This is a genomic window from Saccharospirillum sp. (assembly GCF_039982735.1).
In the GTDB taxonomy this organism is placed as follows: domain Bacteria; phylum Pseudomonadota; class Gammaproteobacteria; order Pseudomonadales; family Natronospirillaceae; genus Saccharospirillum.
The window spans coordinates 135529-159137 of sequence record NZ_JBDWXV010000023.1 but is presented as its reverse complement, the minus strand read 5'-3'; the positions used below and the strand labels follow the sequence as shown (position 1 = coordinate 159137).

Annotated in this window: 24 protein-coding genes; 5 read left to right on the top strand and 19 right to left on the bottom strand. The window is 58.2% G+C overall.

Annotated features, from left to right (window positions below; genetic code table 11):
- Positions 1-118 precede the first annotated feature (118 nt).
- The 3 genes from ABJT94_RS19660 to ectA form a co-directional block, all read right to left on the bottom strand.
- Positions 119-517, bottom strand: a complete 399-nt coding sequence (locus ABJT94_RS19660) for an ectoine synthase (RefSeq protein ID WP_127558990.1) — start codon at positions 515-517, stop codon at positions 119-121.
- Between the two features lie 72 nt (positions 518-589).
- Complete coding sequence (gene ectB, locus ABJT94_RS19655; protein ID WP_348475005.1) at positions 590-1867, bottom strand: diaminobutyrate--2-oxoglutarate transaminase; 1278 nt, start codon at positions 1865-1867, stop codon at positions 590-592.
- An 87-nt stretch (positions 1868-1954) separates the two neighbouring features.
- A complete protein-coding gene (ectA, locus tag ABJT94_RS19650; RefSeq protein ID WP_348475004.1) occupies positions 1955-2440 on the bottom strand; it encodes a diaminobutyrate acetyltransferase in 486 nt (161 codons plus the stop codon).
- A 238-nt stretch (positions 2441-2678) separates the two neighbouring features.
- On the opposite strand from ectA, the gene ABJT94_RS19645 reads away from it, so the two are divergent.
- Positions 2679-3230, top strand: a complete 552-nt coding sequence (locus ABJT94_RS19645; protein ID WP_348475003.1) for a MarR family transcriptional regulator — start codon at positions 2679-2681, stop codon at positions 3228-3230.
- Between the two features lie 15 nt (positions 3231-3245).
- On the opposite strand, the gene ABJT94_RS19640 is transcribed toward ABJT94_RS19645, so the two are convergent.
- A complete protein-coding gene (locus ABJT94_RS19640) occupies positions 3246-3803 on the bottom strand; it encodes a GNAT family protein (protein ID WP_348475002.1) in 558 nt (185 codons plus the stop codon).
- Positions 3804-4100: 297 nt separating this feature from the next.
- Positions 4101-5336 carry a hypothetical protein gene (locus ABJT94_RS19635; RefSeq protein WP_348475001.1) on the bottom strand — a complete coding sequence of 412 codons (1236 nt, stop codon included), beginning with the start codon at positions 5334-5336 and terminating at the stop codon, positions 4101-4103.
- A gap of 228 nt (positions 5337-5564) precedes the next feature.
- Here ABJT94_RS19635 and ABJT94_RS19630 point away from each other — a divergent pair, with 228 nt between their 5' ends.
- Positions 5565-6692, top strand: a complete 1128-nt coding sequence (locus ABJT94_RS19630) for a GGDEF domain-containing protein (protein WP_348475000.1) — start codon at positions 5565-5567, stop codon at positions 6690-6692.
- 12 nt (positions 6693-6704) lie between these two features.
- On the opposite strand, the gene ABJT94_RS19625 is transcribed toward ABJT94_RS19630, so the two are convergent.
- From ABJT94_RS19625 to gmk, 8 genes are all read right to left on the bottom strand, one after another.
- The gene (locus ABJT94_RS19625) at positions 6705-7580 is read right to left on the bottom strand and encodes a pirin family protein (protein ID WP_348474999.1); all 876 of its coding nucleotides are present in this window, start codon (positions 7578-7580) and stop codon (positions 6705-6707) included.
- Entirely contained in the window at positions 7564-8232 is a 669-nt protein-coding gene (locus ABJT94_RS19620; RefSeq protein ID WP_348474998.1) for a flagellar brake protein, read from the bottom strand. Before ABJT94_RS19620 ends, ABJT94_RS19625 begins: the two co-directional genes overlap by 17 nt.
- Positions 8233-8458: 226 nt before the next feature.
- Positions 8459-8968, bottom strand: a complete 510-nt coding sequence (locus ABJT94_RS19615) for a disulfide bond formation protein B (RefSeq protein ID WP_348474997.1) — start codon at positions 8966-8968, stop codon at positions 8459-8461.
- A 90-nt stretch (positions 8969-9058) separates the two neighbouring features.
- Positions 9059-9937, bottom strand: a complete 879-nt coding sequence (locus ABJT94_RS19610; protein WP_348474996.1) for an endonuclease/exonuclease/phosphatase family protein — start codon at positions 9935-9937, stop codon at positions 9059-9061.
- 16 nt (positions 9938-9953) lie between these two features.
- Positions 9954-10817 (bottom strand): polyamine aminopropyltransferase, encoded by an 864-nt coding sequence (gene speE, locus ABJT94_RS19605; RefSeq protein WP_348474995.1) that lies wholly within the window; start codon positions 10815-10817, stop codon positions 9954-9956.
- A 330-nt stretch (positions 10818-11147) separates the two neighbouring features.
- Complete coding sequence (spoT, locus tag ABJT94_RS19600) at positions 11148-13262, bottom strand: bifunctional GTP diphosphokinase/guanosine-3',5'-bis pyrophosphate 3'-pyrophosphohydrolase (RefSeq protein WP_348475025.1); 2115 nt, start codon at positions 13260-13262, stop codon at positions 11148-11150.
- 156 nt (positions 13263-13418) lie between these two features.
- Positions 13419-13628: a DNA-directed RNA polymerase subunit omega gene (gene rpoZ / locus ABJT94_RS19595; RefSeq protein ID WP_028670271.1), complete on the bottom strand. Its 210-nt coding sequence runs from the start codon at positions 13626-13628 to the stop codon at positions 13419-13421.
- Positions 13629-13730: 102 nt separating this feature from the next.
- Positions 13731-14390 carry a guanylate kinase gene (gene gmk, locus ABJT94_RS19590; RefSeq protein WP_348474994.1) on the bottom strand — a complete coding sequence of 220 codons (660 nt, stop codon included), beginning with the start codon at positions 14388-14390 and terminating at the stop codon, positions 13731-13733.
- Positions 14391-14659: 269 nt separating this feature from the next.
- On the opposite strand from gmk, the gene ABJT94_RS19585 reads away from it, so the two are divergent.
- The gene (locus ABJT94_RS19585; RefSeq protein ID WP_348474993.1) at positions 14660-15682 is read left to right on the top strand and encodes a CNNM domain-containing protein; all 1023 of its coding nucleotides are present in this window, start codon (positions 14660-14662) and stop codon (positions 15680-15682) included.
- Between the two features lie 11 nt (positions 15683-15693).
- On the opposite strand, the gene ABJT94_RS19580 is transcribed toward ABJT94_RS19585, so the two are convergent.
- Positions 15694-16221, bottom strand: a complete 528-nt coding sequence (locus ABJT94_RS19580) for a lipocalin family protein (RefSeq protein ID WP_348474992.1) — start codon at positions 16219-16221, stop codon at positions 15694-15696.
- 108 nt (positions 16222-16329) lie between these two features.
- Here ABJT94_RS19580 and ABJT94_RS19575 point away from each other — a divergent pair, with 108 nt between their 5' ends.
- Positions 16330-16926 carry a uracil-DNA glycosylase family protein gene (locus tag ABJT94_RS19575; RefSeq protein ID WP_348474991.1) on the top strand — a complete coding sequence of 199 codons (597 nt, stop codon included), beginning with the start codon at positions 16330-16332 and terminating at the stop codon, positions 16924-16926.
- A gap of 9 nt (positions 16927-16935) precedes the next feature.
- Here the strand turns inward: ABJT94_RS19575 and ABJT94_RS19570 are convergent, their stop codons facing one another.
- The 4 genes from ABJT94_RS19570 to ABJT94_RS19555 form a co-directional block, all read right to left on the bottom strand.
- Positions 16936-17787, bottom strand: a complete 852-nt coding sequence (locus ABJT94_RS19570) for a hypothetical protein (protein WP_348474990.1) — start codon at positions 17785-17787, stop codon at positions 16936-16938.
- A complete protein-coding gene (locus ABJT94_RS19565; RefSeq protein WP_348474989.1) occupies positions 17784-18647 on the bottom strand; it encodes a YicC/YloC family endoribonuclease in 864 nt (287 codons plus the stop codon). Before ABJT94_RS19565 ends, ABJT94_RS19570 begins: the two co-directional genes overlap by 4 nt.
- Before the next feature lie 3 nt (positions 18648-18650).
- On the bottom strand, positions 18651-19373 hold the full coding sequence (rph, locus tag ABJT94_RS19560; protein ID WP_348474988.1) for a ribonuclease PH: 723 nt from the start codon (positions 19371-19373) through the stop codon (positions 18651-18653).
- Between the two features lie 70 nt (positions 19374-19443).
- Positions 19444-20922 (bottom strand): hypothetical protein, encoded by a 1479-nt coding sequence (locus ABJT94_RS19555; protein WP_348474987.1) that lies wholly within the window; start codon positions 20920-20922, stop codon positions 19444-19446.
- 97 nt (positions 20923-21019) lie between these two features.
- Between ABJT94_RS19555 and ABJT94_RS19550 the strand changes: the two genes are divergently transcribed.
- Positions 21020-23059, top strand: coding sequence for a M3 family metallopeptidase (locus tag ABJT94_RS19550; RefSeq protein WP_348474986.1), 2040 nt, complete (start codon positions 21020-21022; stop codon positions 23057-23059).
- A gap of 57 nt (positions 23060-23116) precedes the next feature.
- Here the strand turns inward: ABJT94_RS19550 and ABJT94_RS19545 are convergent, their stop codons facing one another.
- A complete protein-coding gene (locus tag ABJT94_RS19545; protein WP_348474985.1) occupies positions 23117-23464 on the bottom strand; it encodes a HopJ type III effector protein in 348 nt (115 codons plus the stop codon).
- Between the last annotated feature and the right edge of the window lie 145 nt (positions 23465-23609).

Sequence of the window (23609 nt, the reverse complement as noted above, 5' to 3'; positions counted from 1 at the left end):
CTAATAAAACTGACCTGGATCGACCAAAAAACCGACTTCGGGCACTGATTGCTGACACCCAGTGCTCGAAAACGGTCTTGGAAGCCTGCTCGTCGGCAGGCTTCTCGATTATTGCGCCTCAGTCAGTAACGGCGTCCGCTTCGAGCGGGTAGGCACCGTCCGGGCCGTGAGTTTCCTTGCCATTCAACGGCGGGTTGAAGGCACAGGCCAGCTGCAGTTCTTTTTTGGCCTTCAGGATGTGATCGTCATGCTTGTCGAGAATGTAGATCGTTCCCGGCTTGATGTCATGTTCGATGCCGGTGGCCTTATCGAGAATCGACCCTTCACCGGAAATGCAGTACACCGACTCCAGGTGATTCTTGTAGTGAATCGGGGTTTCGGTGTTGGCATAAATGGTAGTGATGTGGAATGAAAAGCCCATGCCATCATCTTTCAGCGACATACGCACGCTTTCCCAGGTATCACTGGCAACACGGCGGTCGGATTTTCGGCATTCTTCAAGGGTACGTACAATCATTGACAATTCTCCTTTGGGCCTGCCCACAGGGCAGGCGAGTGTTTCCGCAACAAATGAGTGGGTAGCGCCGGCTCAGCTGGCTTTAGCGCGAGCTTCCGGCAATACCTTGGCAAAGGCCGACTCGAGAATGTCGATGCCCTTGTTCAGATCATCCAGCGGAATGGTCAGTGGGCACAGGCATTTGACGACCTCATCCCAGGGGCCACTGGTTTCAACGATCAGGCCATTGGCAAAGGCTTCTTTGCAAATCGCACCGGCAATATCACCATCAGCGACCGCGATACCGCGCATCATGCCACGGCCTTTCAGGTGCATTTCAGATTCACCGAAACGTTTGATGATGTCGGTGAAGCGTTTCTCAAGGATGTCAGCACGCTTGGCAATCTCGCCTTCGAAGGCGTTGTCTTTCCAGTACTCTTCCAGCGCGACCCGGGCGGTTACAAAAGCCAGGTTGTTGCCGCGGAAGGTGCCGTTATGTTCACCGGGTTCCCACTGGTCCAGCTCCGGACGCATCAGGGTCACCGCAAATGGCAGGCCATAACCCGACAGTGATTTGGACAGGGTAACGATGTCTGGCTTCACACCCGCCGGTTCAAAGCTGAAGAAGGTACCGGTGCGGCCACAACCCGCCTGAATATCATCAATAATGAACAGCATGTCGTGCTTGCGGCACAGGCTTTCCAGCTCCTGCAGCCAGTCCATGCGAGCGGCGTTCAGGCCACCTTCGCCCTGAACGGTTTCTACGATAACGGCAGCGGGTACTTCAACACCACTGCCCGGGTCGGTCAGCATCTGATCAAGCAACTTCAGACCCATGAAGTCATCGCCTTCATGGCCGTAGTTGTCATAAGGGATACGCGTCACATCGCCCAGCGACACACCGGCACCGCCACGCTGGCCCTTGTTACCCGTTACCGCCTGGGCACCCAGGGTGCAGCCATGATAGCCGTTGGTGAACGAAACAATGCCTGCACGCCCTTTGGCCTTACGGGCAATTTTCAACGCCACTTCAACAGCGTTGGTCCCGGTTGGGCCGGTGAATTGAACCTTATAGTTCATGCCACGCGGCTCCATGATGATGTCCTTAAACGCTTGCAGGAAGCGTTCTTTGGCATCGGTGTACATATCGAGACCGTGGGTTACGCCATCGCTGGCGATGTAGTCGATCAGTGGCTTTTTCAGCAAGTCGTTGTTGTGGCCATAGTTCAAGGTACCGGCGCCCGCCAGAAAATCGATATAGGAATCGCCGTCGCGGTTGGTCAGGCGTGCATTCTTGGCCGTGGTAAACACGGTGGGGAATGACCGGCAGTACGAACGAACTTGTGATTCAACCTGGTTAAAAATATCCATGTTGTGTCTCCAATGCTATGAATTCAAAAAGGGTTTGTTGACTAAACGTTTCAATAAAAGTCTCGAAGCTGCACCAGGCCGCGTGTCTCAGCGACGGATGGGCCCGATGCGATAGAGCTCTTCCGATTCGTGCTTGCCACCAAAATGCTGCTCTTTGTCGAACAGGACACCGACGTCCAGCTCGGCTTCCCACTCCCGGGCCAATGCCTTGAACAACCGCTGCGAGGGTTCGTTGTCCGGGGTGATGGTGGTTTCGAGCCAGCTGACGGCGTTCATTGAGTCGCGCGCCATCAGGTGCTGGATCATTTTCTTGGCCAGACCCTTGCCGCGTGCTGCCTCACCGACCACAACCTGCCACAAAAAGTAGGTATCCGGATTGCCCGGCTTTATATAGCCGGAGACAAACCCTACCAGTTCCCCGTCCAGCTCCGCTGCCACGGCGGTTTCGCCGAAATGCGTGGTCTGCAACAGGTTGCAGTACAGCGAATTGGTGTCCAGCGGCGGGCTTTGCTCTACCAGCCGATGAACGGCCAGACCTTCGTCGGACCGGGGTGTTCTCAATGTGATGCTCATCGTCAGTTGTTCACCTCGTTTGGCGACCCTATGCGGGCCGGGCTGAACGTTAATTATGTATCTAATCTTTAGTATGCGAATCATTTTAACACAATTACTGCCCTAAAGATCAAGCATGATGGCGACATCGTTTTGTGAAACCTTTCGCTTTCTAAAATTTAACTTGTGATGGAATGGGTAAAAAGGCTAATCTATATAGCGTCTCGAAATTGTTTCATTAGAGGACGAACCTTTTATCATGCGATATAATCTGGCCCTGATGGGCGACCAAACACCGTGGGTAAAGGACCAGACAATGAAACGAGTGGATGAAGTACTGGTGTCATTGCGACGAATCATTCGCGCTACAGACATTCATTCGAAGCAGTTAAGCAAGCACAGCGGGCTGACCTCTCCCCAGTTACTGATACTGATGGCTATCAGCAAGCTTGGTGACGTCACCATAGGTACCGTCGCCAAGGACGTGAATCTCAGCCAGGCCACCGTAACGACCATTCTGGATCGACTTGAAAAGCGGGATCTGGTGCGGCGGGTACGCAGTGAGGTCGATCGGCGCCGGGTGCACGCGCAACTGACCGAGGAAGGCAATAAGGTCGTGGAAGACGCTCCCAGCCCATTGCAGGAGAGCTTCGTCGAAAAGTTCGATCAGTTGCCGGAGTGGGAACAGACCATGTTGCTGTCGAGCGTTCAAAAGCTGGCTGAGCTGATGCAGGCGTCCGATATTGACGCGTCGCCTGTGTTGTATGTGGGCGATGTGACGCATCATCTGACGGGCACACAGGGACGGTAAGTCCCTGATGTCCCGTTAGACGGGTTCGCTGTCGGCGCTGTAGTACTCCTCCCGAAGCAATCCATAAAGCACCCCGGTTTCACCGTAATATCGGTCCGTTTCCTCGGTAAAACGCAGACCAATACGCTCCATCACCCGGTGAGAGCGATAATTATCCGTCGTTGCGATTGCCCACACCGCAGGCAGTTCCAATTGCTCGAATCCGTACGCCATCACCTTGCTGGCCGCTTCGGTTGCCACACCCTTGCCCCAGTCCGGCTCCGCCAGGTGCCAGCCAATTTCGATATGTTCCGAAAAAGAGTCGTCACCAAAAGGCAGCGCTTTGAGCAGGATGATGCCCGCCAGTCGGCCGCTGTCTTTCCAGCGGATGGTAAAGGTGCCGGAGCCCGGGGTATGAGCCTCCCAGCGTTCGGCACGATCAACATAGAGTCGGGTCATCAGGCTCAGGTCTGGCGGGTCGATCCAGCCCAGGGGCAGGCGCACGGCCTCTGACTGATACATCGCCTGATGTTCCAGCAAGTCGGTTTCTGGGTTGTAGCGGTTTAACCGAAAGCGTTCGGTATCCAGTTTCATGACCAGGGGCTCCCGTGCTGCACAAGACGGCATCGTGCCATTGCCGTGACGCTGCGTTCCATCCTGTGCATTTTTGTAAGGTGGGCTACCAATTGCGCAGCTCTGAACTACTTTCAACGGTGAGGCTTCGGAACTGAACCGGGCTTCACCTGTGATGGGGGGCTTACCCCTGTATGAGGGCGGTTGGGCTGGCTACTGCCGGGCTTAACGCCGGTGGTACCCACCGCCCCACTTTTCAGTACCTCTCCCAGCATAACTTTAATTGCTATAACCAGGTGCACGCCAATGCGCTCGTGTTTACTGCGGGCGCACGGTTAGCTGCGTACTGCTCAGACGCACCTGCAACCGCACACTGTCGTTGGCGGGCACCGGCAAACTGATGCCTGCCTGGTCGTTGCGATTCTGATCCCAGTGGGACAGATCCAGTACGGCTTCAACCTCATGGCTGTTGCGGTTGGTCAGCACCAGCTCCCATTGCTGCCCGCTTAACGATTCGGTACCCAGCGTCACCATGTCGGATGACCCTAGCGACAAGGTCGTCCGGGTTTCCTGTTCCGGCTGGTAATGCGTTTCAAGCAGGGCGACCTGTTGGTCCCAGACGGCGATCTGCAGCGGTCCGGCAATAGCGGGCAGAGCGTCGTCAGCACTGACGGTCATATGCCACTGGCCCGGCATACTGCCTTGCTGGCGAGTTGACCAGTTAAACCGATACTGGTGATCAACACTGTCCAGTGCCACTTCTTCAACCGGTATCCAGGCATGGCTGTTGGCCGGCATCCGGATAGGCTGGTCGGAGCTCAGGGTGGCCTGGCCGCTGCTGTCACCGGCCTGAGGTCGGCTTACGTCGGCCGACTCTGAGTCTGCCATGGCGTTTCTTGCCATCATCATCACCGGTTGCTGGCTGCTCTGGGCATAGCTGTAGCCCGGTGCATTCAGGTCGTAATCGGCGTCATTGTGAAGCACCAGTTGCTGCAACAGCACCGGGTTTTCAGCGCGATAATCGAGGCTGTAACGAACCTCAGCCGACACCCGATTATCAAACCAGGCATAGGCCAGGTCATTGGTGCGATCGTCTGGCTGATGCACCCGCAACGACAGGCTTTCTTCCTGACTCTGGCCAACAACCCAGCTCAGCCGGTCCCAGGCGGTCTTCGGCAAGGAGCGGCGCACACCGGCCTGCGACAGGATCAGCACATCTTCCGTTACGCTGATGACGGTCCAGGAGCCCGGCCAGTCGCCAACCTGAACCAGCGAGCCGTCGCTGACCCAGGAAGCGGCATCGGTCGATTGCCAGGTCACCTGTAGGTCTGGGTCGGTCGCCGACCACCAGAACGTTCCGGATGATAACTGGTCTACCGGCAGCGGCAGCGGTGTTTCGGCCTGACGCAGGGTGGCCGAGCGGGCCACCCAGCTGCCATTACCGGTCAAATAAAGCCAATCGGCGGCAACGGGCTCCTGGGCTGCCGCAAATGGGGTGGCACTGATCAGGGCGGCACTGAGCAGCCCTGGTCGAGAAATGCTTAACGGATTCATGTTGAATCTCCCTGCAATCCGGCGTAGCGGAAATGGTTCACGGGCGCCGGGTTGACCACGGACACCTCATCCGGTTCAGTGTAAAGCGCGCATTCGGGATTGTCTTCTCCCTTACAGTGATCATACGCCCGGCCCAAGCGCACTGGGTGGTGCATCATCCAATACCTGACAGCGCGGCGCCGTTGTGTTTTGCTTAGCGGGTGTATTCAAACGAGCGCCTGGCACACCGTGACCGACAGTCCGCTTTTCCACTATTCCCAGTTGCTGATCGACCAACTGCCCGAGGGCCTTGAGCTCGGTGTTCACGCCCTGTTCCTGGCCGTCACGGCGCTGGCCTTTTTGTTTCACCGGGTGCACTGGTTTTTGCTGGTGATCCTAGGCTGGGCTCTGTTCACTGTGCATCCCGACGCGCCAGGCACCCCGGTTCCGGTCTGGAGTATGGCGATTCTGTGGCTGGGCTGGCTGAGCGCCCAGTGGCGGGCTGACCATGCCCTGCGCCGCCCGACGATCTGGCTGCCGGGGCTGGTGCTCATCGCCTCCGCCGGAGCACAGGGCCTGTCGCTGCCAGCGGCACTGCTGGCGCCGGACCTCCCCGGGTTCAACCCACTGCCCGGCGTTGGTCTGCCCGGCGTTACGCTGTGCCTGGCGTTTCTGGCCCTGCTGTCCATTCTGTTCCGATATTTTCTGGCGCCCGGGGCCAGTTGGCCATGGCAATTGTTGGGCTGGGCGCTAACGCTGTGGTTGAGCCTGCAGCCTGCGGGTACGCCTCTGGTATGGGCTGGCTGGGCTGCGGTCATTGCGGCCTTGCTGATGACCGATGCCTACTCGGTCGCCTACCGCGACGCCCTGACCGGAATTCCCAACCGCCGGGCCCTGACCCAGATGCAGCGCACCCTTGGCCGGCACTACGCCATTGCCATGGGAGATGTCGACCATTTCAAGTCATTTAACGACACCTGGGGCCACGAGACGGGTGATCAGGTACTGAAGCTGGTGGCGCGGGTCCTGTCGCAGCATCGCTTGCCGGTGAAGGTGTTCCGGTACGGTGGGGAGGAGTTCACCCTGGTGTTCAGGGGGATGACGGCGGATCAGGCGACGCCGGTGCTGGACACCCTGCGCGAGCGCGTTGCCGCCTATCCGTTAACGGTTCGCAAACCCGGCCGACCGGCTTCCGGGCGCAAGGGCAAGCGCCAGCGCGGCCAGCCGAGCCCGGCCAAACAGGTCAGTGTGACGTTGTCATTCGGTGTGACCGATGCCTCCCGGGGGGATGCCGCTCCCGACGCTGCGTTGCAACGGGCTGACAAGGCGCTCTATAAAGCCAAACAGGCGGGGCGTAATTGCGTCAGGGCGGGTTAGTGTCTTGAGCCGCTATGTCTTGGAAGGATAGGGCACGTACCCATCATCGCCGGGTACCGTTTCAAACTGATGGTTTTGCCAGCGCTGCCGGGCGTCGTCGATCAACGCCGGGTCTGTTGCCACAAAATTCCAATCCATCCGTCGCGGGCCCAGGGGTTCGCCACCGAATACCACAAAGTGCGCGCCTGCTTCCCAGGTGATCGTCAGCGATTTACCGGTTACCAGTAACTGGTGTCTATCGATCGGTTGCTGCTGGGCACTGAGTTCACCTTTCAGTAAATAAAGCCCCCATTGCCAGGTTTCCGAGGGTTTCTCCATCGTGATCTGGCCTGCCTGCTGGCTGCGACTGTCGAGCAACACCAGGGGTGAATCAACCTCTGCCGGTGCTCGCCGTGTTTGCCATTCACCGGCCACCAGCACCCAGTCGGCACCGGCTTCCTGCCATTGGGGCAAGTCTTTGCCTGCGACATGTTCGAAGCGGGGCGTGCCGGTTTCAGTGGCTTCAGGCTGGGCGACCCAGAACTGCAGACCCTCTATCGGGCTGTCGATTTGCCGTTCAGATTCCGGGCTGCGTTCGGAGTGCGCGATGCCATGACCTGCGGTCATCCAGTTCAGATCCCCCGGGGCGATGACCTGATCACTGCCGAGAGAATCCTTATGCACCATCTTGCCGGCAAACAGCCAGGTAACCGTCGCCAGACCGATGTGCGGATGAGGGGGGACATCGACGCCCTGGCCTTTGGGCAGAGTGTGCGGGCCCATGTGATCCAGAAACACAAAGGGGCCACAGTGACGCGCAGCCGCCTGGGGCAATACCCGGCGAATGGGCAGGCCCATCAGGTCCTGCTCGCGCGGACGTAATAGAGTCGGTTCAGTGGGGGTTGTCATGAAGCCTCGTCAATACATAGGCTTGCAAGGCGATGGCGTCGTTTTCATCGAGCTTTTGCCATTGCAAACCAATGGTGCTGGTGCCTTTTTCACTGTCGAGCACGAAGGAGCGAACGATGCCCTGCAAGCGCATTACTTTCTCCACCGAGCCCAGATCGAGCTTGGTGATCAGAGTGATCACTTCACCCGGATCAATCGCCTGAACCCGGGCTCGCAGTCGCCCGCCGTCGGTACTGAGATCGATGATCTCAGCGTTATTGCGCTCGCCCTGGTACACCAGGGTCGCATGCACGCTAACCTTGGCGCGCACGGCCTTGCGCACTTCGCCAAGGAACAACTGGTTGGGCATCGCCAGGTGCAAATGCGGGAAGGGCGACACCGACACATGAATGACGTGGGTGCGAAACGCGCAGGCGCCGTTAATCTTGTTGGCGAATAAACGGACGTTCAGATTGGTGTCGAGTTTGACGGAAATCGGATGACCGTGTGCCAGCGGTGTGGTCACAATGACGGATTTACCGGGCCGGTAGCCGACCAGAATGCTTCGGTCACGCTCAGTGGTGTAGCCGTCGATCTCCAGCTGCAGCGGTTGACCGGGTAACAGCTGCAATGATTCGAAGGTCGCGGTCTTGGTTTCGGGTTTGTCTGCCATGAGGGCTCAGAGTCCATGTGCCTTGCCACAGAATAGACACTATTGGCGCCAACCTCTATACCCGTGTATCCCCCAAGGCGCATTCGCGCCCCTCTTTATAGGTTCCTGAAAAAAGCGTCCTGCCTTTTTCAAGACCACGAGAATCAAAAAATGGGATTTTGCTTCTCTCCCAAAACCGATGACCAGGCGGTCATCGGTTTTGCCGTCACATTCCTGTTACGGAAAGCTAGTGGCTTCGGCGCAGCATCAGGACAAATGCCGCCAGGGCAATGGCCAACAACACGGCACTGCCATACGTCAGGCCTTCGACCATGGTCAGGCCGAGAATGAAATTCGGCGAATAGCCACACATAGCCCAGACTTCGAATACGTTCGGAAACCAGACATCGAGCGGCAGCCAGCCGGGGAAGCCCGCATCGAAGTTGCACACGCCCTGATAGGTGCCACGCTCAACCTGCATAGCGCGATAGCTGCGCTCCATCAGTCCAGCGACACTGACGATAACACCCAGCTGGGCGATCAGACGGCCCCAATACAACCGGAACAACACCAGGCCGACACTGCCGGCAATGATGCCGCCAAGCGTCCACACCCGGGCGTGAATACACAGTACGCAAGGCGGTTCATCGAGCACATGCTGGTAAAACAGCGCAACGCCTTCCAGGCCCAGGCCTACAAGCACAATGGCCAGCCAATACCAGGGGGTAAGCAGCAGGCGGTGCAGTCGGTTCAACATCTCAAATCCTTAGTCATTAAATACGGAACGGCCCGTTAGATACTCTGGCCATTCTAACGGCAATTCAGGCGAAATCGGGAGTCTCAACGATCACGGTTTACCGGCCCATGACAGTTCCACCAGCACAGGGTAATGATCGCTGGGGTAAATACCTTGATAGGCGTCATCAAAGCGTTGCAACCGGTCGGCCGGGTTTAACGCCGGGTTGATCAGAATATGGTCAATCGCCGGAATCAGATGCCAGCCCCGGTTGTGGTGAAAGGTGCTGCCCGCCGGCCGCAACAAGTCAAGCCCCTGCTTTTTCAGAAATCCCATGGGTGACCAGAATGACGGGGCGTTGAAATCGCCCAGCACGACCGTGGGCACTCCCGCCTCGAGCCAGGGCTCAATGCGTTCAGCGACCAGCCTGGCCGACAGCCGCCGGTTACGGCCGCTGCCATAATCGAAATGATTATTGACCACCACCAGCCGCTCGCCACTGTCGCGATGCTCCAGATCCACCCAGGTGGTGAACGCCGGGTAGGAATCGTTAAAGGTGCGGCTGTAGATCTCGTCGGGCGTCTCGGAATAGAAAAACCAGCCCTGGTCGCGCAGAACAAACGACTCTGTGCGAAAGAGGATGGGCTGGGTAATCGGAAACTCGGCGGCATCACCGTAAGCACCAACGCTGTATGCGGGGTAATGCTCCAACACCCAGTCGAGCTGAATATTCTCGTCATTGAAATGCCCGCCAACAAAGGTCTCCATTTCCTGGAAGGCAATGATGTCGGCCTGCATTTCACCGATGACCTCACGCACGGCATCGCGCCGCTCATCCCAGACAATGTCGTCCTGGTTCGGCGTGGTGTAGTGGATGTTAAAGGAAGCAACCCGAACGGTTTCAGCCGGTGCCGCCAGCGCCCAGCCCAGTAACAGACATAGCGCCAGAGCGGACTTCGTAGCCCGCCAGTATTGACCAGTCTGAAACATCCGGATCACATACACCCTATCGGTACAGGGTCTTCATGAATTCAGGCACGGCCAGCGCGCCCCGGTGAATGTCGGCGTTGTAGTAACGGGTCTCAAAGGCCTTGTCCCGAGCGGCCTGCTCGCGAAAGTCGGTCACCGTCAGGCCCTTGCTGGCCAGGGTACAGCTCCACCAGCCCGACGGATAAATCGGTTGGGGAAAGGGCAGGGTATGGTGCGATTCAAACCCGGCTGCGCGCATTTCACCGATCATTTCCGCGATCAGATTATCGGTATGGAACAGCGGGCTTTCACTTTGCTGCACCAGCAGACCATCGTCACCCAGAGCGCGCAGGCAATGACCAAAGAATTCCCGGTTGAACAAACCAGCCGCCGGTCCAACCGGGTCGGTTGAATCAACAATAATCAGATCCAGCTCGCCCGGCTGGCAATTCTTGATCCAGGCAATGCCATCTTCAAACAACAGGCTGGCCCGAGGATCGTCGTTGGCTTCACACAGCTCGGGGAAGTGAACTTCCGACAACCGGGTCACCCGTTCATCAATTTCCACCTGCCAGACTTGCTCCAGCCCGGGGTGACGCAAGACTTCGCGCAAGGTACCGCAATCGCCACCGCCAATCACCAGCACCTTTTTCGGATCCGGGTGAGTAAACAACGCCGGGTGCGTCATCATCTCGTGATACAGGAAGTTATCCTTGTCGGTCACCATATAACAGCCATCGAGCACCATCAGCTTGCCCCAGTGCCGGGTCTGATAGATTTCAATGTGCTGAAAAGCGCTTTGCTCTTCATGCAATTTGGCGGTCACTTCCAGCGAGAAGGCCGAGCCTTCCGGTGACCAGACTTCGGTGAACCAGCTTTCGTTTTCGGGCATTACTGACATGAGTGTTCCTGATAACAATGGCCAACCCTAGGGTTGATGAGGATAGAAGAAATTTCCCGGTTTAGCCGAGATTAACTATTCAACTTTCGGAGTTCGCCGAGATGACTAGCAGCGGATGCCGGGGACGTCCCTGTGGGGTAGTCCGCAGCAGGGACTAAAACGCCGGGAGCGTTTTAGTACGAGCGCAGCGAGCCCGAAAGGGTGAATCCCACGGATGGGATTCATATCCTGAGGTCTAGGCTCCATGGACGGATTGAGTGGGCGGCATTCCGCCCGACCCCACAGGAGCACCCCCGGTTTCCGCTGCGGACCAATGCCACTAGCCTACCATTAGCTTTGCACCCGCTCGATTCGACCGACCGGCTTGAGGCTGTGCAGACGGCGAATGACCCGGGCCAGATGCTGTCTGCTGGCGACCGACACCGTCAGGTTCAGGCGGCTGATCGTCGCATCGCGCTCCTGCATTTCGATGCTCTCGATGTTGGCATCAGCCTGGGAGACCGCGTTGGCCACACTGGCCAGCACGCCCCGGGCATTGCGCATCTCGACCCGCAAGTCGACCACAAACTCGCCTTCCATCGATTTTTCCCAGCGCAGGTGCACGCAGCGATCCGGGTCTTTGCGCATGTCGACAATGTTGCGGCAACTGTCGACGTGAATCACCATGCCCTTGCCCTTACTGATAACCCCAACGATGGTGTCACCGGGGATCGGCCGACAGCACTTGCCGTAGCTGATCAGCAGGCCCTCGGTGCCCTTCACAGTCATCGCCTTGTCATGACTTTCACTGCCTTCGGGCGGGGCTTCACGGCTTAACATGCGGCGTGCCACCACATAGGCCACCCGATTGCCCAGGCCAATGTCTTCAAGCAGGCTGTCCATCTTCTCCAGACCGTATTCATGCAACAGCGTCGCCTGCGTTTCCTCGGACAGGGCCTCCAGCTCGGTATCGAAATTCTTCAGAGCGTTGTTCAGCAGCTTGCGACCCAGCGCAATCGAATCGGCTTGCTTCAGATTCTTCAGGAAATGGCGGATGTTCGAGCGCGCCTTGGCGGTAATCACAAAATTCACCCAGGCCGGGTTGGGCCGGGCACCGGGGGCGGTGATCACCTTGATGGTATCGCCGCTTTCCAGCGGCTGGCTCAGCGGCGCGATCTGGCGGTTGATCAGGCAGCCGACACAGCTGTTGCCAATGTCGGTGTGTACCGCATAGGCGAAATCGACCGCCGTGGCGCCCTTGGGCATTTCCAGAATTTTGCCCTTGGGGGTAAAGACGTAAATTTCGTCCGGAAACAGGTCGATCTTGACGTTTTCGATGAACTCGACCGGGTTTCCGGCCCGCTCCTGCATTTCCAGCAGCCCTTTAACCCAGCGACGGGCGCGGGCATGGGTCGGGCTCGATTCGGAGGAATCGTCGTTCTTGTACAGCCAGTGCGCGGCGATGCCGTGGTTGGCCATGTCTTCCATTTCCTGGGTGCGAATCTGGATCTCGATCGGCACGCCGTTCATGCCAATCAGGGTAGTGTGCAGGCTCTGGTAGCCGTTCGCCTTGGGAATGGCAATGTAGTCCTTGAAGCGGTTCGGCACCGGTTTGTAGAAGTTGTGCACAATGCCCAACACCCGGTAACAAGCGTCGACCGAATCGGTAATGATGCGGAAACCATAGACATCGAGAATTTCCTGCAGGGTCTTTCTCTGGTCACGCATCTTGCTGTAGATCGAAAACAGATGCTTTTCCCGACCGACGACCTGCACCGACAACTTTTCGTGCTCAATGCGCTCCTGCAGTGCCTGACGGATCTGCACCAGCAATTCCTTGCGGTGCCCGCGGCTTTGCCGAATCGCCTTGGCAATGCGCTTGGAGCGCAGCGGGTAGAGGGATTCAAAGGCCAGGTTTTCCAGCTCGATGCGCAAATCGTTGATGCCCAGGCGCAGCGCGATGGGGGCGTAAATATCGAGCGTTTCCCGCGCCTTGCGACGCTTTTTCTCGGGCGGCATGGCGCCCAGGGTGCGCATGTTGTGCAGCCGGTCGGCCAGTTTGACCAGAATGACGCGGATGTCCTTCGACATCGCCAGCACCATTTTCTGGAAGTTCTCCGCCTGCTCTTCTTTTTTGGTCTCGAACTCCAGATGGGTCAGCTTGGACACCCCATCCACCAGCTCAGCCACGCCCGGACCAAACTGCTCGCTCAGGGCTTCTTTGGTCACCGCCGTGTCTTCAATGACGTCATGCAGCATGGCCGCCATCAGACTTTGATGGTCCATGTGCATTTCAGAGAGAATGTTCGCCACCGCCAATGGATGGGTAATGTAACGTTCACCACTGCGCCGCATCTGCCCCTCGTGGGCTTGCTCGGCGTAATAATAAGCGCGTTTCACCCGGCGCACCTTTTCCGGTGCCAGGTAAGATTCGAGCCGCTTGGTCAGCGCGTCGACGGTGGGCAAGGCAGGATCGTCCAATAACAGTGATAGAGGCACGGTTTTAAAGGCCTCCGCTGGTTCGAGTGTAATGAAAGCACAAAACACAGCAATAAAAAAACCGGGTCAGAGCCCGGTTTTTTTGCTATCGACCAATAAGGCCGACTGTATTGAGTGTCTAAATCACTCTTCGAGCTCGTCGAGAATCGACGGCGTGATCTTTTTTCCGGCGATTTCACGCAGCGCGATCACCGTCGGTTTGTCGTTCTCGATCGGTACCAGGGGCTCAGCGCCATCGTTGGCAATTTGGCGGGCACGCTTGCTGGCGACCATGATCAGTTCAAAACGATTTGCCACATTTTCCAGGCAATCTTCAACAGTGACTCGAGCCATCAAGGTCTCCTACGGGTGATATAGCCATTACGGACGCGGGATTGTACGCGGATTGAGCAAAAGCTCAAGGGGCATGTACCTGTCTGCCAATACCATCGACAATCACGGGTTGAGCAACTCGATGAACAGACCACCATGGGTTTGCTGCTGCTTCGACAAGGTCATCCGGTTGGCGATGAAAATGGCGCAGAGCTCATCCAGCGACTTATAAAAGTCGTCATTGACCACGACAAAGTCGTACTCGTGGTAATGCGACATTTCGCTGGTGGCATCCTTCATACGCCGGGCAATGACCTCAGTACTGTCCTGAGCACGCTTCTCCAGGCGCTCCTGCAGGGCCTCACGCGAGGGCGGCAGGATGAAAATGCCTTTGGTGTCGGGCATTTGCCGGCGAATTTGCTGGGCGCCCTGCCAGTCGATTTCCAGTATCACATCGTGGCCCAGATCCAGTTGGCTCTGCACCCAGACCTGGCTGGTGCCGTAGTAGTTGTCGAACACCTGGGCGTGTTCGAGGAATTCACTGCGGTTTACGCTCGCCAGAAAAGTCTCCGTCGACACGAAATGGTAATGCTGCCCGTCTTCCTCGCCCGGGCGCATCGGCCGGGTGGTATGGGAGATCGACAGGTACACAAACGGCAGTCGCTTGATCAACGCGTTCACCAGGCTACTCTTGCCCGCACCCGAGGGCGCCGAAATCATGTACAAGGTGCCCGGCGCCACCGTGCGTTTGCCGGTGCCGGAAGTCGGGGAAAGTGAGGTCATTTCGTGCATCTGCCTTATCAAAGCCGGGGATGGGAACAAGGCAACCTATTATAGGGGGTTTTCAGTCAATCAGCATGGTTGATTCCCCGGCCAGTGGCCTGTTACTGACTTACACAGGATTTACCACCTACTGAAAGCCGGATCGGCCAAGGCCTGCAGCGGGAGTCACCCGCTTGTGATAAGACGGCTGTCTGGCTCCGATATAGCTCGGAAGTCAGGCCTGCCATAAACTCTCGACATCCCAGTTATAGAGGTTATACCAGCAACCCATGAGCCTGCTGATCGCGTTTGCCGTGCTGTCCATTGCCGTCTCCTTTATCTGTTCAATTCTGGAGGCGGCGCTGCTGTCGATCACCCCGAGCTACATTGCGCACCAGAAGGGCGAACACCCCGAGTTGCATCAGAAGCTGCGCCAGTTAAAAGAACACATCGACCAACCGCTGGCCGCCATTCTGACCCTGAACACCATTGCGCATACGGTGGGTGCCACCGGCGTCGGCGCCCAGGTTGCCGTGGTCTTCGGCGACGGTTACCTCGCAGTCGCCTCCGCCATCATGACCCTGCTGATCCTGCTATTGTCTGAGATCATTCCAAAAACCGTGGGTGCCCGTTATTGGCCGGCGCTGGCGCCTTATTTGCCGTTCACCCTGCGAATGCTGATTCTGTTGTTCAAACCCTTTATCTGGCTCTCAGACCAGGTGATGAAACTGTTTGGCACCGGCCAGTTCGAAAGCAACGTACGCCAGGAAATCAAGGCACTGGCGGCCCTCGGCCGTGAACACAAAGCCCTGGATGCCGACGAGCAGAGGGTGATATCGAACATTCTGGATCTGCACGACATGAAAGTGCGACAGATACTGACGCCCCGCTCTGTCTGCGTAACCGTGCGACCGGACGAAACCATGGAAGCCTTCGTCGAACGGGTGAAAACCGGCCAGTTTTCCCGCTACCCGGTGCTCGACAAAGCCGAGGAGCCTCTGGGCATCGTCTTCCGCCACGACGTACTCGATTTGAACGGCAAGACCACCGTCGCCGACGTGATGAAACCCATCAGTGTCGTCTCCGACCAGTTATCCGCCGAAAAACTCATGGCCCGGCTGATGGAAGAGCGCCAGCACATGTGCCTGGTGTACGACGAATACGGCACCTGGCTGGGCCTGGTGACGCTGGAGGACATTATCGAAACCATCATCGGCCAGTCGATCATCGACGAAACCGACAACATCCCCGACATGCGTCGCCTGGCCCGACGTCGCTGGAAGCACCGGCTGAAAGACCTGACGGAGAACTGATCTTGGCTGGATCAGTCGTTCCTCGACTGGTCCACCATAATCAACTCCTCCAACTCAAACCCTTCGGCTTCAACGCGCGCCTTGAATTGGTCCCGCGCCTGGTCGCTGATATTGGGCGTTCTGGACAGCAGCCACAAGTAGTCGCGGTTATGCCCGGTTATGTAAGCCCGGGAGTAGTCTTCCCGGTCTAGATCAAACACCACATAGGCGCTGTAGAACGGCCCGAAAAACGACACTTTCAGATGGCCCACGTCGCTGTCGCCTGCAAACACCGCCCGGCCTTCGGCCTCCTGCCATTCACCTTCGGCTTCGTTGTAGCCGCGGTTGAGAACGCGGATGCTGCCATCATCATTCAGGCTGTACTCGGCGGTTACCTGGCTGAGGCCGCGCTCAAACCGGTGGTCGAGCCGGGCGAGTTCGTACCAGGTGCCCAAAAAACGAGCCTGATCGAACCCAGTGACCGGTTCGATGCCTTTGGGGAGGCTTGTGCAGGCCGTTAGCAAGAGGAGTAGGGTTGTCAGCAGTATCAGTGGTTTCATAAGGCGGCGTCCTTGATTTTCATTACTATATAGTGAGCGCCCTGTAAGCGATAACGACGCGCTGGAAAGACCTTTTTAAACGGCTTCAAATCAAACAGGTTCCCTAGCATGGCAGATTCTGAATTCTCCGCATTGATGCAACGCATTCTTGCCTGCCAAACCTGCGCAAAAAACTTGCCTCTGGCCCCCAAACCCATCCTCCAGGCCGACCCGCGCGCCCCCATTCTGATCGCCGGCCAGGCACCCGGGCGTCGCGCTCATGACAGCGGTGTGCCCTTCGATGATGCCAGTGGCGACCGGTTGCGCCGTTGGCTGGGCGTGGATCGGGCTATGTTTTACGACCCGGCCCGTTTTGCCATTGTGCCCATGGGGTTTTGCTACCCCGGCAAGGGAAATGGCGGCGATGCACCGCCCCGGCCGGAATGCGCGGAGCAATGGCATACGCCACTTCTGGAAGCCCTGCCCAATATTCAACTGACCCTGGTGCTTGGCCGCTATGCGCTGGCGTATCACTTGCCGCAGTATCGGCGCAACACAGTCACTGACGCGGTGGAAGATTGGCAGAGCCTATGGCCAAGGTACCTTGCTCTGCCACACCCCAGCCCGAGAAACCAGGCCTGGTTCAAGCGCAACCCTTGGTTCGAGGAGCAGTTTTTGCCCGGTCTTCAGGCGCAGGTCTCTATTCTGCTTGCGAGCGGTTCCTGAGGCGCAGGCCTAATCGGTCTGCGCTTCGCGGTATTCGGTCAGTAACTGCTCCGCAACCTGCCTGTAGTCACCAGAACGAAGCACGTTGTCCATGCGCGTTAGCATCTCGTGTGCTTCGGGGTGGTCTGAGCGAATGCCCACATGAAATGGAATACTGGCGTTGGGTATGAAACGGACCGGTTCAATCGCAATTTGATGTTCATAGCCCAGTTGCTTGGCGATGTGGACCGCCTGTTCAGCCGGCATTACCATGAAATCACCGGTCTGCCGTCGCACCAGCATGTGCATCATGGTTTCGGTATGGCCCAACAAAACGGTATCCAGGGTCGCCGGAATATTATCCCGTTCCCACTCGGCACCCTGCTGGCCGATAAACGTGAGCCCTTGTAAGTCTTCAAAACTGCGAGCTTGCTCAATGCGTTGGCGCTGCGGGTGATCACGGCGGTAGATCAGGAAGCCAAAGTCCATATGAAACAGGGGGGTATTGCTGAACAGCGCATAGGTCTTACGTTCGCTGGACGGATAGGTGACAAACCCGTCGATCTGGCCGGTTTCCACAGAGCGTTGTATCCGAACCCAGGGGCCGGCGGTCATCGTCACTGATTGGCCGGGCAAACTGTCGAACAGCTCAGCCGTTAACTCCGGAATGATGCCTCGCGCCTCGTCGGGCCCACCATCACTGACCGGCGCCTCGTCTTCGGCAAACCCCATCACCCAGTCCTGAGCCATGGCCTGAAAACCCGTCAGCCCCAGACACAGCGCAACACAGGGCCAAACCAACGCTTTGCGACAACGATTGATCCGTCGTAAAACCGGCCCTTTGGGGGCCTTGTTTGAACTGGGCACTGGGCTGCGTTTCATTCGATATTTTGCACCTGCTCACGCATTTGTTCGATCAGTACTTTCAGGTCTACCGATGCCTGTGTCACCCGGCTGTTGGTCGCTTTGGACCCCAGGGTATTGGCTTCGCGATTGAACTCCTGCATCAGAAAGTCGAGCCGCCGCCCAATAGACCCTTTCTGGCTGAGAATGTGCCGAACTTCTCTGGTATGGGTCACGAGGCGATCCAGCTCTTCTGCTACGTCGGCTTTCTGGGCGAGAATCACGACCTCCTGCTCCAGCCGCTCTGGCTCAAGGTCAACCTGCAACTGAACCGCTTTGGCTCTCAGAGAATCCCGGAAACTGGCCACCCAGCCCGGCATTTCCTCGCGCAGCACCTCGACAATGGCGTCGATTTCGTCGAGCCGGTCGCTGATCATCTTGCCCAGCTCCTGGCCTTCACGGCGCCGGTGGGCCATAAAATCGGTGAGGGCGGCGTCGAACAGGGAACGCATGGTGCTGAACACGGCCTCCATATCCACCGCTTCCTCGGCGAGAATGCCGGGGTACTGCAACAGCGCGAGCGCATCCGGCATCGGACTGTCGGCAACGGTATCGCGTACTTTGTGAAGTGCCGCGTTCAGCGCTTGCAATCGTTCGACGTTGACGTCCAGCCCGGCACTGGCCTGGTTCGGATAAAACCGTAACTGAACGTCGACCTTGCCGCGTTTGACCTGCTTTTTCAGCGCCTCACGCAGGGGCATTTCCACCGGTTTCAGGGTGTCTGGCTGGCGAAAGGTCGGTTCCAGGTACCGGTGATTCACCGAACGAATTTCGACCGACAGGGTACCGAAAGCGGTGTCTTCCTCGCGCCGGGCGAAGGCGGTCATGCTGTCGGTCATGGCTCAGGCCTCCGGGTTCAGCGCCGCACGCTGCAGGTCGCAGAGTTCGGCAACGCCTTTGCGGGCCAGGGCCAGCATGGCGTTCAGTTCGTCGGGTTGGAACGGCTCGCCTTCGGCGGTGCCCTGAATTTCGATGAAGCCACCGTCGCCGGTCATGATGACGTTCAAATCGGTATCGCAGGTGCTGTCCTCAGCATAGTCCAGATCCAGCACCGGGGTGTTTTGCCAGATGCCGACCGAGACGGCGGCGATGGGGTGTCGGATCGGGTTGGTCTTGATCATGCCGTTGGCCAGCATGTAATTAACGGCATCGGTCAGGGCGACAAAGGCGCCGGTAATGGCCGCGGTGCGGGTGCCGCCGTCGGCCTGAATCACGTCGCAGTCAAGGGTGATGCTGTGTTCGCCAAGCGCCGTCATATCTACCGCAGCGCGCAACGATCGACCGATTAACCGGCCGATTTCCACGGTTCGGCCACCCTGCTTGCCACGCGCGGCTTCGCGCTGGTTGCGGGAGCCGGTGGCGCGCGGCAGCATGCCGTATTCGGCGGTTACCCAACCCTGGCCCTTGCCCTTCAGAAAACGCGGCATGCTGGTCTCAACGCTGGCGGTCACGATGACCTGGGTGTCCCCGAAACTGACCAGTACCGAGCCTTCGGCGTGCTTGGTGAAACCGCGTTGAATGCTGACGGGGCGAAGTTGATCCGGTGTACGACCGCTTGGGCGCATAGGGTAAAGCCTTTCACTGATTGATGAACCCGACAGTATAGAGGTCGGGCTCGCCTGTGCACACCGTGCATCAGGAACAGCTTTCGGGCGCATCCAGTCGGGTGAAGCGATAACTGTAGGCCGGCTGGGCGTCGCTGTTGTCACGTTGCACCCAGGGCAGTGGCTCTCCGGCATCCCAGTCGAAGGTTTCAGGCCATTGATCCTCCACTTGAACGAACCGGCTATCGAGGGACGGACTGGTGACGGTCAGGGTCGGCCGGGGTTGGTAGTCTGGCAAAATCAGGGTAATTGGCACTGGCTTCAGGTTAACGGTTAGCAGGGTCAGCACGCCGGGGGTTGTGGGGTCGCAATGAGCATAGGCCTGAATCACCGCGCCACTGCCGCGTACCTCAAACCAGCGCGGGCCCATCAGCCGGTTCCACAGCACCTGGGCCCAGTAATCCGGGTTGGGGCTGTAGCGGGTGCGGTGGGCGAGCAAGGCGTAGTCTCCGCCCACCAGCGACTGCCGAATCACGGTGTCCTGCCCGGTCTGAGCGGCCGTTCCCAGCAAGGTCAGCCACCACAGGCTGGAACCAAAGCGATTGGTCAGCTGATCAACACCACCGCACTGCGCCGGGCCGGTCTCGCCCAGCCAGAGTTCTGAGTCAGGCGAATAGCGGTCGACCCAGCCGCGCACCCGCTGAGCCTGGCGGCGGAATTCGTCCACCGCTTCAATGTCTACCAGCGATTCCCACTCGGCCCCCTCGGTGCGAACCCGGCATCGGGATGACTGGGTTGGGTAATAGTGCCAGCTGAAGATAGCCGGGTTGGCACCATTTTCCAGAAAAGAGCGGGAGCTGCCCACCAACGGTCTTAAGGGTTCACCGATGCCGGGCCAGAAGGCATTGGCGGGCCCGGCCAACGGAACTTTGCCGGTCAGTACGCGGGCTCTGGCGAATTCTTCGGTGTACTGATCGAACCCGTATTGATGTCTCAGGCCAAACATCAGCCAGTGGGCACCGGGTTCGTTGCCAAACTCGAGTACGCCGTTGTAATCCTCCGGCAGCCAGCCGAGCAGACGCTGTAATTGACCCGGCTGCCAGTCGCCGCCGTCACGCACCCGGGGGCCCGTGCTGGTGGTGATCATCGCTCGGGCGCCTGCGGCCCGGGTGAATGTCAGAAACCCGGTCAGGTCGTCACGGTCCAGCCATGGCTGGGCGGCGACCGGGTCATCGGGTGACTGCCACCAGAGTTTGTCGGCTTCGGTACCGCCAAGCCGGATCCAGGCGGGCGCCAGAATTCGGGTCCAGCGCTGCAGGTCGGCATCGCTCAGGTCGAGCGGACGGGGCGGTCCATCGAGGTCGGTCCACCAGTCGCCACCGGTCAGCATGGCGGCATCGATGGCGACGCCAACGAAATCCGCACTTGTTTCACCACGCTCGAACCCCACACTCAGGTAAATAGTGGTCGGGGTCCTGACAGGGGCCCATACTAACCCGATCAGGATCAGTACCAGTGCAACGGTGAGCCATCGTGGGTGACGCCATAGGGCGCGGAGCAATGCAGTCATGCGCCGGTTATACGACATTTCTGTGACCGTTTGACGACACCGCCATGACCGCCGGGCACCGTACTGACCCTTCAAGACTCAACAAAAGGACACCACCATGACCAACCCATTGCTTGAACCGCATGAACTGCCGCCTTTTGAGCAATTCAAGGCAGACCAGATCGTCCCGGCCATGACCGAGATCATCGACAGCAGCAAGACACGCATCAATGAACTGGTGGAAACGGTTGCCGAGCCGACCTGGGAATCCCTGATTGAGCCGATCAGCGAACTGGATGAACGCCTCGACAATGCCTGGGCGGTATTTGGCCACCTGACTGGCGTTAAGGATTCGCCCGAACTGCGCGATGCCTACAGCCAGGCTCTGGCATTGCTGACCGATTACCAGAGCTGGCTCGGCCAGCACGATGGCCTGTTCAAAGCTTATCAACAGATCGCAGGGCGGGATGATTTCAGCACCCTGTCTACCGCCCAGAAAGCGGCGATAGAACAGGCATTGCGCGACTTCCGCCTGTCCGGCATCGACTTGAACGAGAACGACAAAAAAGCCTTCGCCACTCTGCAATCGGAGCTGGCCCAGCTGCAACAGCGCTTCAGCGAACACGTGCTCGACGCTACTCAGGCCTGGTCGTTGCACATTACCGATGAAGCGCGTCTGTCCGGCTTGCCCGCCTCAGCCCGGGCCACCCTGGCACAGTATGCCCGCCAGAAAGAGAAAGACGGCTGGCTGGTCACCCTGGAAATGCCTTCGGTGATTCCGGTGCTGACCTACGCCGACGACCGTGAACTGCGCCGCGAGACCTATATGGCCCACGTCACTCGCGCGTCCGATGTTGGCCCATTCGGCGGCGTTTACGACAATGGCCCGGAAATGACCGACATTCTGACCAAGCGCCAGGCCGCTGCCGAGCTGCTGGGGTATACCAACCACGCCGAAGTCTCGCTGGCGACCAAGATGGCCGACTCTCCCGCCGCCGTGCTCGACTTTCTGAACCAACTGGCCGCCAAAGCGGTGCCCCAGGCCAAACGCGAATATGAAGAGCTGGTCGCCTTCGCCCGGGATGAGCTGGGCATGACCGATGAGCTGGAACCCTGGGACATCAGCTACGCCAGTGAAAAGCTCAAAGAACAACGCTATGCCGTCTCGCAGGAAGAACTGAAACCGTATTTCCCGGCGCCACGGGTGATCGAAGGCCTGTTCGAAACCGCACACCGCCTGTTCGATGTCTCGTTTGAACCGGTTGCCGAATTCGAGACGTACCACCCGGACGTTCAACTCTACAATGTGCTGGAAAACGGCGACGTCGTAGCCCGCTTCTACATGGACCTCTATGCCCGCGAAGGCAAACGCGGCGGCGCCTGGATGGACGAATGCCGCAAGCGGGTTCGTATCGGCACCAAACTGCAAAAGCCGGTTGCCTACCTGACTTGCAATTTTACGCCCCCGGTCGATGGCAAACCCTCGCTGCTGACGCACGATGAAGTGACTACGCTGTTCCACGAATTTGGCCACAGCTTGCACCACATGCTGACCCGGGTAGACGTCGGCGATGTCAGCGGCATTAGCGGGGTTGCCTGGGATGCCGTCGAACTGCCCAGTCAGTTCATGGAAAACTGGTGCTGGGAACCCGAGGCACTGGCCTTTATCTCCGGCCATGTCGACACCGGCGAGCCGCTGCCGGCCGATTTGCTCGAAAAAATGCTGGCCGCCAAGAACTTCCAGTCGGCCATGGCTGCGGTGCGTCAGCTGCAGTTCTCGCTGTTCGACATGAAGCTGCACAACAAAACCGAGGCGTTTATGGTGAACGATGTACAGGCGGTACTTGATCAGGTTCGGGATGAAGTATCAGTCATCAAAACCGTGCCGGAAAACCGCTTCCAGCACAGTTTTGGTCACATCTTCGCCGGTGGCTATTCGGCGGGCTACTACAGCTACAAGTGGGCCGAAGTGCTGAGTGCCGATGCCTACAGCCGCTTTGAGGAAGAGGGCATTTTCAACGCTGAAACCGGCAAAGCCTTCCGCGATGTGATTCTGGCCAATGGTGGCAGTGTGCCGGCCGGGGAGTTGTTCAAACAGTTCCGTGGGCGGGAACCGCAAGTGGATGCGTTGCTGCGCCATAGCGGCATAGCCGCCTGATTCAGCGGTGCAGCGCCGAACCCGGCCCGGTAGCAGGGTTCGGCGAGTTTACCCTTCCTACGCTTTTTTCTTCAGCGCAATGGCTGAAAAATGCACGCCTTTCCAGCCATGCTGCATGAACTGACGAATGTTGGCGTGATCCTGCCCGTCGGGATTGCCCAGCACGTCCTTGCGATAATAATCACCAAACAGCGCCAAGGTGGTCGCTTCGGGCAAATTCATCGCATGGGCAAAGGCCAGCAAGCGGCATGATCCCTGGTTGGTACCAGCGGCGTTGTGCTGTTCACCCACCGAAAACGCCACCGGCGTGAACTCGAATTCCCGGTCGATCATGGCAATCGCCTGGTCAAAGTCGATCGTCTCTGGCCGGGTGTATAGCTGGTCGGCAAAGTCGTTTAATGTCATGGCTGGCAAGATCCTCGGAGAACGGGCTACAGGCTATCACAGCCATCGGGGCCAACCGAACCGCCGGGGTCGACCATTACGAATAAATACTGTCCCTTTTGTCTTTATTGTCCTATAATTCCTAATCAATGTTTACTTCTCAAAC

What these genes read in the sequence shown, in the direction of transcription:
- rpoZ (WP_028670271.1), bottom strand. Translation starts at nt 13,628, where the DNA reads ATGGCTCGAGTCACTGTTGAAGATTGCCTGGAAAATGTGGCAAATCGT.
- ABJT94_RS19635 (WP_348475001.1), bottom strand. Translation starts at nt 5,336, where the DNA reads ATGAATCCGTTAAGCATTTCTCGACCAGGGCTGCTCAGTGCCGCCCTG.
- ectA (WP_348475004.1), bottom strand. Translation starts at nt 2,440, where the DNA reads ATGAGCATCACATTGAGAACACCCCGGTCCGACGAAGGTCTGGCCGTT.
- ABJT94_RS19610 (WP_348474996.1), bottom strand. Translation starts at nt 9,937, where the DNA reads ATGTTTCAGACTGGTCAATACTGGCGGGCTACGAAGTCCGCTCTGGCG.
- ectB (WP_348475005.1), bottom strand. Translation starts at nt 1,867, where the DNA reads ATGGATATTTTTAACCAGGTTGAATCACAAGTTCGTTCGTACTGCCGG.
- ABJT94_RS19580 (WP_348474992.1), bottom strand. Translation starts at nt 16,221, where the DNA reads ATGAAACCACTGATACTGCTGACAACCCTACTCCTCTTGCTAACGGCC.
- ABJT94_RS19550 (WP_348474986.1), top strand. Translation starts at nt 21,020, where the DNA reads ATGACCAACCCATTGCTTGAACCGCATGAACTGCCGCCTTTTGAGCAA.
- ABJT94_RS19615 (WP_348474997.1), bottom strand. Translation starts at nt 8,968, where the DNA reads ATGTTGAACCGACTGCACCGCCTGCTGCTTACCCCCTGGTATTGGCTG.
- ABJT94_RS19645 (WP_348475003.1), top strand. Translation starts at nt 2,679, where the DNA reads ATGCGATATAATCTGGCCCTGATGGGCGACCAAACACCGTGGGTAAAG.
- ABJT94_RS19570 (WP_348474990.1), bottom strand. Translation starts at nt 17,787, where the DNA reads ATGAAACGCAGCCCAGTGCCCAGTTCAAACAAGGCCCCCAAAGGGCCG.
- ABJT94_RS19620 (WP_348474998.1), bottom strand. Translation starts at nt 8,232, where the DNA reads ATGGCAGACAAACCCGAAACCAAGACCGCGACCTTCGAATCATTGCAG.
- ABJT94_RS19565 (WP_348474989.1), bottom strand. Translation starts at nt 18,647, where the DNA reads ATGACCGACAGCATGACCGCCTTCGCCCGGCGCGAGGAAGACACCGCT.
- gmk (WP_348474994.1), bottom strand. Translation starts at nt 14,390, where the DNA reads ATGACCTCACTTTCCCCGACTTCCGGCACCGGCAAACGCACGGTGGCG.
- ABJT94_RS19545 (WP_348474985.1), bottom strand. Translation starts at nt 23,464, where the DNA reads ATGACATTAAACGACTTTGCCGACCAGCTATACACCCGGCCAGAGACG.
- ABJT94_RS19555 (WP_348474987.1), bottom strand. Translation starts at nt 20,922, where the DNA reads ATGACTGCATTGCTCCGCGCCCTATGGCGTCACCCACGATGGCTCACC.
- ABJT94_RS19625 (WP_348474999.1), bottom strand. Translation starts at nt 7,580, where the DNA reads ATGACAACCCCCACTGAACCGACTCTATTACGTCCGCGCGAGCAGGAC.
- ABJT94_RS19575 (WP_348474991.1), top strand. Translation starts at nt 16,330, where the DNA reads ATGGCAGATTCTGAATTCTCCGCATTGATGCAACGCATTCTTGCCTGC.
- ABJT94_RS19585 (WP_348474993.1), top strand. Translation starts at nt 14,660, where the DNA reads ATGAGCCTGCTGATCGCGTTTGCCGTGCTGTCCATTGCCGTCTCCTTT.
- ABJT94_RS19640 (WP_348475002.1), bottom strand. Translation starts at nt 3,803, where the DNA reads ATGAAACTGGATACCGAACGCTTTCGGTTAAACCGCTACAACCCAGAA.
- speE (WP_348474995.1), bottom strand. Translation starts at nt 10,817, where the DNA reads ATGTCAGTAATGCCCGAAAACGAAAGCTGGTTCACCGAAGTCTGGTCA.
- ABJT94_RS19660 (WP_127558990.1), bottom strand. Translation starts at nt 517, where the DNA reads ATGATTGTACGTACCCTTGAAGAATGCCGAAAATCCGACCGCCGTGTT.
- rph (WP_348474988.1), bottom strand. Translation starts at nt 19,373, where the DNA reads ATGCGCCCAAGCGGTCGTACACCGGATCAACTTCGCCCCGTCAGCATT.